The sequence below is a fragment of the Alkalihalobacterium chitinilyticum genome, assembly GCF_029028005.1.
GTDB lineage: Bacteria > Bacillota > Bacilli > Bacillales > Bacillaceae_F > Alkalihalobacterium > Alkalihalobacterium chitinilyticum.
In genome coordinates, this window is the sequence record NZ_JAOTPO010000010.1 from 186,456 (window position 1) to 193,252 (window position 6,797).

Genomic DNA, 6,797 nt, shown 5'->3' on the forward strand with positions numbered 1-6,797 from the left:
ACGATATAATAGAAGAATAGACTAAAAGCAAATTTAAAACGATGACCCAAAAATATAAAGTGCGTCTTAAAAATAAGTAGGTACCTTTAATACGTTAATCGATTAAAGGTACCTGGTACCGCACAAACAACATAACATCCATAAGGAGGTACGTCATGCTTCGCGGTATTTACGGTTCAGCTGCAGCGATGATTGCCCAACAACAGCGTCAAGAAATGCTGACAAATAACTTAGCGAATGTCAACACGCCTGGTTTTAAAGCAGACCAAGCGTCACTACGTTCGTTTCCCAATATGCTCATTCAAGCGATGAATACGTCCAATATGAAACCCAATTCTCATTTTGTCGGTTCGTTGGCAACAGGTTCATACTTACAAGAAAGAACGCCAAATTTCCTTCAAGGTGACCTGCAGCAAACGGGGAATAATACAGATCTTGCACTTCTTCAAGGAACGGTACCTGTAAATGAGGATGGCAGACAAGGTGCTTTATTTTTTACCGTACAAAATGCTGATGGCGAAGTTCGCTATACACGCAACGGAAATCTAGCAGTAGACGGTCAAGGCTTTTTAGTCAACAGCCAAGGGTTTAATGTCCTAAATACGGCTGGACAACGGATTCAAGTTGGTAATGAAGGATTTCGTGTCGACCGAGAAGGTTTTGTTTTTACAGAAGATGAAGTTCCTTTAGGTCAAATTCAAGTAGCGCTCGCTCAAGATCCGATGCTACTTGTTAAAGAAGGAGACGGATTACTTCGTTTTACAGAAGACGGTGCACTTCCAACAGCGATTGGAAATGGACAAGCTACGTATCAGATCCAACAGGGCTTCATTGAGCGTTCAAATGTAGATTCTGCTCAAACGATGACTGAGATGATGAGCGCATATAGAAATTTTGAGGCCAACCAAAAAGTTTTACAAGCTTACGACCGCAGCTTAGAGAAAGCTGTGAATGAAGTCGGACGAATTGGTTAAGGAGGTGTAGGACATGAACACATCAATGATGACAGCATCTGTTACAATGGGACAATTGCAGAAAAAGATGGATACGATCGCTAACAATATGGCGAACAGTAACACAACAGGATTTAAGCGTCGTGAAGCCTCGTTTTCTGATTTATTATTCCAGCAAGTGAACAATCAAATCGTGCCATCTATGGAAACTGGACGTCTTACACCGAATGGCTTGCGTGTTGGATCAGGTGCTAAAATTGGACAAACGGCCTTAAGAACTGAGCAAGGTTCCATTCAGCAGACAGATCGACAGCTAGATATCGCCATTCAAAATCCAAACCATTTCTTCCAGATCGAAGTACGCAATGATAATGGTGAGCGTGAAGTGCGTTATACGAGAGACGGAGCTTTTTATTTTTCTCAAACACCTAACAATCCGAATGCATTGAATATTGTTACCAGTCAAGGGCATTTTCTCCTCGGTCAAAATGGTCCAATTACTGTGCCAGCTGATCACTCAGAAGTGCAAATAGATGAAAATGGGGTCATCTCTGTTATACTAAGAGATGGAACGACTACCGTTCCCGCTGGTCAGTTGGAAATGGTTAGAGTTCAACGACCGCAAATTCTTGAGCAACTTGGCGAGAATTTGTTCGGACTACCGGGGAATTTAATTGAACAAGGCTACGTGCCTGCTGATATTTTAGGTGTAGTTGCACCAGGGCAAGCCAGCCTTAGACAAGGTGCATTAGAAATGTCAAACGTTGATATGGGCAGAGAGATGTCCGAAATGATCTTAACCCAACGTTCTTATCAATTTAATGCCCGCTCGATCTCAATGGCAGACCAGATGATGGGCTTAGTGAACTCGATTCGTTAGTTTTTACGATGGTATAAATAGATGAACAGGCTAACGCTCCCGCATTGATTGGATTAGCGCTAGCCTTAGCTTTTAGAAACGGCAATCACCTAGCAAGCTCGTTAACCCTACGATACTATGTATGACAGGACAGGGAGTAGTTATGGAAAATCGTGATCTAGAAAAAGACAAACTAAATACAGATAAAGAACAAGACCGAAACGAAGCAACTACAACTTCAGAACCTGAAACAACGACTCGTGTAGACGGTGATGGTGGTGCGGTACAGCGCCCTGCACCTGAGACAGGAAGTAAGGATGAAGTTGAGGGAGAAACGAAGGTCTATGAAGCTGACGTTTTAGCTGCATCGGAAAGATCGAGTGATGAAGCGGAAGAAACGAAGGTTTTCTCTGGAGCTGATCAGTCCCCAGCGGAGAAATCTACTGAAGATGCAGTGGATGGTGGAGAGAATAAAGAGGAAACAGAAGAAGCGAGTGATACGAAGGTATACTCATCAGCAGGACCTTCTGATCCATCCAGTGAAGCTGAAGGTACAGTCGACTTAAGTCAAGATACGATTGTCACTAAGGGACCTCTAACTCGAGCAGCTGTTCAGTCTCGTTCAGGCGAAGTAGCTGTGCAGGCGGATGCAAACGAGGAAGAGAAAGCTGGCGCTACTACGGATGAAGAAGAAAAAGATACACGTGAAAAAAGGAATAAGAAGAAGCGGAAAAAAAGGGAACGAATTCGTTTAATCCCAATTTGGCTGCGTATAGTCATCGTCATTTTGTTATGCGGTCTCAGCTTAGTGGCAGGTTTAATGTTTGGTTACGGTGTGGTAGGAAACGGTACACCGACAGATATCCTGCAACGCGAAACATGGGAACATATTGTAAACATCATCAGCGGTGCCGAGTAAGTTTACTAGGTCTCGTTGGTGATTTTTTTTGTTTTTGTTAAAAATGTAAAATTTGTTGATAGAAATGTACCTCTAGCACATTGCCTACTATAATAGGTGGTAGAATGATGCTCTCATCAATTACACACCTATACCTCTTTCCGCGCCCCTGTTTCATTCCTCCACTTTAAAAAGGAAGTGATCCTCCTCATGCCACGTAAACAAAGAGTTTGGTATCCTGGCGCTGTGTTGCATATTGCAAACCGAGGAAACCGAAAGCTCCCGATCTTTCATGATGAAAAAGATTACATGCAATTTCTTCAATTGATGGAGACTGCACGGCGGCGCCATCCATTTTATCTGCATGCTTATTGCCTCATGAGCAACCACTATCATCTTCTATTAGAAGCAATTGATGACTCACCGGCTCACGCGATGCATTTCTTGAATGTAAGCTATGCTAAATACTACAATGACCGGTACATGCAAAGCGGCCATGTGTTTCAAGGCCGGTATTATTCAAAGGTAGCCCCAGCGATCGACTACATCCTTGATGCCAGTAAATACATTCATCTCAATCCCGTAGAGGCTGGTATCATAGGTAACCCGGCAGACTATCAATGGAGCAGCTGTGCAGCGTATATCTATCACACCGAAAATCCTCATATCACAACGTCAACGGTACTATCCTATTTCCCCAAACCACCTTCCTATCACTATCAGAAGTTTCTTCATAGCGACCGCCCATCAAAATTTCAAGACTTAGTCTTCCCTGTGGTACAATATAACAATAAAATCTAACTTCGGTGCGCGGTCCAATTTTCGAATTTTCGGTACCAGGTACCTTTAGTGCTTTAGGGAGGTAAAGCTTTTGTTAACTATTGAAGAAATTAAAGAGATTATTCCCCATCGTTATCCATTTCTACTAATTGACAGGATCTTAGAAGTCGAAGAAGGCCAACGTGCGGTTGGTTTGAAAAACGTTACAGCTAATGAAGAATTTTTTAACGGTCATTTCCCGGATTATCCGGTAATGCCTGGAGTATTAATTATTGAAGCATTAGCACAAGTCGGTGCAGTGGCTATACTTAAGAAAGAAGAGAACCGCGGAAAGCTCGCATTCTTTGCAGGCATCGATAACTGCCGTTTCAAAGAACAAGTGAAACCTGGGGATCAATTACGCTTAGAAGTAGAAATCGTACGCCTGCGCGGACCGATTGGTAAAGGAAAAGCAACAGCATCGGTTGACGGCAAAGTCGTCTGCGAAACCGAGTTAATGTTCGCCCTCAAATAAAAAACGACAACCGGTGCCAGGTACCTTTAACGCTTCATTGTGTTAAAGGTACCTGGCACCATTTTCTCTTCATTCTTTCCCCATTTTCCCCATCATTCTATTATTATTCAACTACCAATTCTGCCAAAATAATCTATATTTTAAAAAAATAAATTTTTTAGTAGGATTTTGCCGAAATTTATAGAATTATAATAAAATAATCTAAAAGGACTGGATACAAACTACTATTAATAGAGAGAAAACACTTTTAAAGAAAGTGGGGGAGGCTTCATGGGCGACATTAAACCAACTGGAAGCCAACGGTAATGAAACCAATACTTGAAAAGTTTTCAAAAGACCATAGAAATGTTTGGCATCTATTAAATCACATGAATGATGGCCTAATGATAACAGACCATAATCAGAGCATCGTCGCTGTTAACCCTTCCTTTGAAAAAATCACAGGATACACGTTTGAGGAAGTAGCTCATAAAAATCCAAGGTTCTTGCAGTCGGGTCAAACATCACGTTCAGTTTTTAATGAAATGTGGGAAAAGATTAGAACGGACGGTACATGGACGGGCGAACTTATAAATAAACGCAAAAACGGTGAAAGATTCTGGTCATTCATTACAATCACCCATATTAAAAAGGAACGCGAAGAAGATTGTTTTTATATAGGGATGATGCGAGACATTACAGAGCGAAAGCAAGCCGAAAAACAAATTACACATCTTGCATACCACGATGCCTTAACACAGCTTCCAAACCGAATTCTATTTAAAAAACAGTTAAAGGAAGCGCTGCTTCATGCTAAATATAACCGCGAAAAGTTTGCGGTATTATTTCTTGATTTAGATCATTTCAAGAAAGTTAATGATTCATTAGGACACCACATCGGGGATCAGCTGCTTCAGCAGATTTCAACGAGGCTGCAACATATCGTTGGAACTGACGGAATGGTAAGTCGGTTTGGCGGAGATGAATTTACGATATTACTTCACCCTTTAAAAGATAAACTAGAAGCATACCGGAAAGTGAAACGGATTGTCCAGTCGTTCCAAGCCCCTGTTGAGTGTTCTGGTGAAAGAATATACACCAATACGAGTATTGGCTTAAGCTTTTACCCCGAACACGGTCTAGATTTTCATGCCCTATTAAAAAATGCAGACAGCGCAATGTACAGGGCCAAAGAAGAGGGAAGAGGGCAATTCCGTGAATATACGACCGCAATGGACGAAGAAACAAGAGGGCGGTTACAACTTGAAAGAGAGCTGAGGATTGCAATACAAAAACAGGAATTTGAGGTCTATTACCAGCTACAAGTCAACGTAGAAAATAATAAGCCCTACGGAATTGAAGCGCTCGTCCGCTGGAATCATCCTAAAAAAGGCATCCTGTCACCGCATGCCTTTCTGCCTGCTGCTGAAGAAACCGGGCTTATTGTAAAAATTGATGATTGGGTGCTTCGAACAGCGTGTCTACAAACGAAGAAGTGGCATGATGAAGGCTTCGGAGATCTCGTCATCTCGGTTAATATTTCAAAAAAGCAATTCGATCGAGCGGATTTTGTGGAAAGAGTCAAACAGATCATCGAAGAAACGGGAATTAACCCTCACCTGCTTAGTTTGGAAATTACAGAAAACATGGCGATCACACAAATCCAGGAGGCAGTAGAAAAGCTAATTCAACTTAAAAAAATCGGTGTTCAGCTTTCGCTCGATGATTTTGGAACAGGATACTCCTCACTCAGTCAATTGAAAAACATTCCAATCGATACGTTGAAAATCGATAAATCGTTTATTCAAGACACCAACAGTCAAAACCAAGAAAATCTGGCACTCGTCAAATTGATTATAGCGATGGCAAAGAGCTTAAACTTCTCAGTAATATGTGAAGGAGTAGAAACCGAAGAACAGCTTCACCTGATCCAAACCGAAGGATGTCACCACGCACAAGGCTACCTGTTCAGTAAACCTCTTAATTACGAGAAATGCGGTTCCATTATGCAGAGCATGAATGAAAATGTAAAAGTGGTATAACTATCAAACCCGGTGCCAGGTACCTTTAATACAATAAAGTGTTAAAGGCACCTGGCACCCAATTAGATAAACACTCCTCTGCAGAATATGTCTACAAAGTTCCTCAGCATTCATTTAATTTCTAAATATCACCTGTACCATAAAGACTAGCATTGCTATAAAGAGCCTAACTCTTTCAAACAAAACTATAAACAATCACACACGATTATGAAATATGTAAAAATCTATTACAATTTGTAATAATAACGTAACATTACCAAAAATCCCTGAATTAGGTAGACGTAGTTTTCTACGTTTGCTAAGATAGCTTCAGACTAACAGAAACAAATAAATGGTTAGTCATAATAAAAACCATTACGGGGGTTCGATTATAATGAAAAAATTCGTATTAACTTTAGGTACAGCTGTATTAGCTTTAGGCGTATTAACTGCATGTGGTGACGCAGAAGAAACACCAGTAGAAGACGATGTAATGGAAGAAGCTCCAGCTGAAGAGGCTGAATTAGAAGAAGCACCAGCTGAAGAAGAAGCTGAGTTAGAGCTTGAAGAGCCAGCTGAAGACGATGCTGACCTTGAAGAAGAAGAGGAAGAAGAAGAAGCTTAAGATTAATAACAATTATACTTATATAAAAAAGACTGCGTATGTGTGATATGCTCCCCTATAGGTAGACAGATTAAAAAATAAAAATCTGTTTACCTTGGGGGAGTTTTTCTATGCCTAATAGTAAGTATTCTAAAGAATTTAAAAATGAAGTTTTACTGGCTTATGAAA

The 6,797-nt window shown here is 40.9% G+C and carries 7 protein-coding genes; all 7 read left to right on the forward strand.

Annotation, left to right across the window (positions count from 1 at the left end):
- Window positions 1-155: 155 nt before the first annotated feature.
- The 7 genes from N7Z68_RS15210 (at window position 156) to N7Z68_RS15240 (ending at window position 6,629) form a co-directional block, all read left to right on the forward strand.
- Window positions 156-974 (forward strand): flagellar hook-basal body protein, encoded by an 819-nt coding sequence (locus tag N7Z68_RS15210; protein WP_275119335.1) that lies wholly within the window; start codon window positions 156-158, stop codon window positions 972-974.
- Between the two features lie 13 nt (window positions 975-987).
- A complete protein-coding gene (locus N7Z68_RS15215; protein ID WP_275119336.1) occupies window positions 988-1,833 on the forward strand; it encodes a flagellar hook-basal body protein in 846 nt (281 codons plus the stop codon).
- A 142-nt stretch (window positions 1,834-1,975) separates the two neighbouring features.
- Window positions 1,976-2,731 (forward strand): DNA-directed RNA polymerase subunit beta, encoded by a 756-nt coding sequence (locus tag N7Z68_RS15220; protein ID WP_275119337.1) that lies wholly within the window; start codon window positions 1,976-1,978, stop codon window positions 2,729-2,731.
- Window positions 2,732-2,920: 189 nt separating this feature from the next.
- The gene (locus tag N7Z68_RS15225) at window positions 2,921-3,511 is read left to right on the forward strand and encodes a transposase (protein ID WP_275119338.1); all 591 of its coding nucleotides are present in this window, start codon (window positions 2,921-2,923) and stop codon (window positions 3,509-3,511) included.
- A gap of 70 nt (window positions 3,512-3,581) precedes the next feature.
- A complete protein-coding gene (fabZ, locus tag N7Z68_RS15230) occupies window positions 3,582-4,004 on the forward strand; it encodes a 3-hydroxyacyl-ACP dehydratase FabZ (RefSeq protein ID WP_275119339.1) in 423 nt (140 codons plus the stop codon).
- A gap of 305 nt (window positions 4,005-4,309) precedes the next feature.
- Window positions 4,310-6,025: an EAL domain-containing protein gene (locus tag N7Z68_RS15235; protein WP_275119340.1), complete on the forward strand. Its 1,716-nt coding sequence runs from the start codon at window positions 4,310-4,312 to the stop codon at window positions 6,023-6,025.
- 373 nt (window positions 6,026-6,398) lie between these two features.
- Window positions 6,399-6,629 carry a hypothetical protein gene (locus N7Z68_RS15240; protein ID WP_275119341.1) on the forward strand — a complete coding sequence of 77 codons (231 nt, stop codon included), beginning with the start codon at window positions 6,399-6,401 and terminating at the stop codon, window positions 6,627-6,629.
- Window positions 6,630-6,797 lie beyond the last annotated feature (168 nt).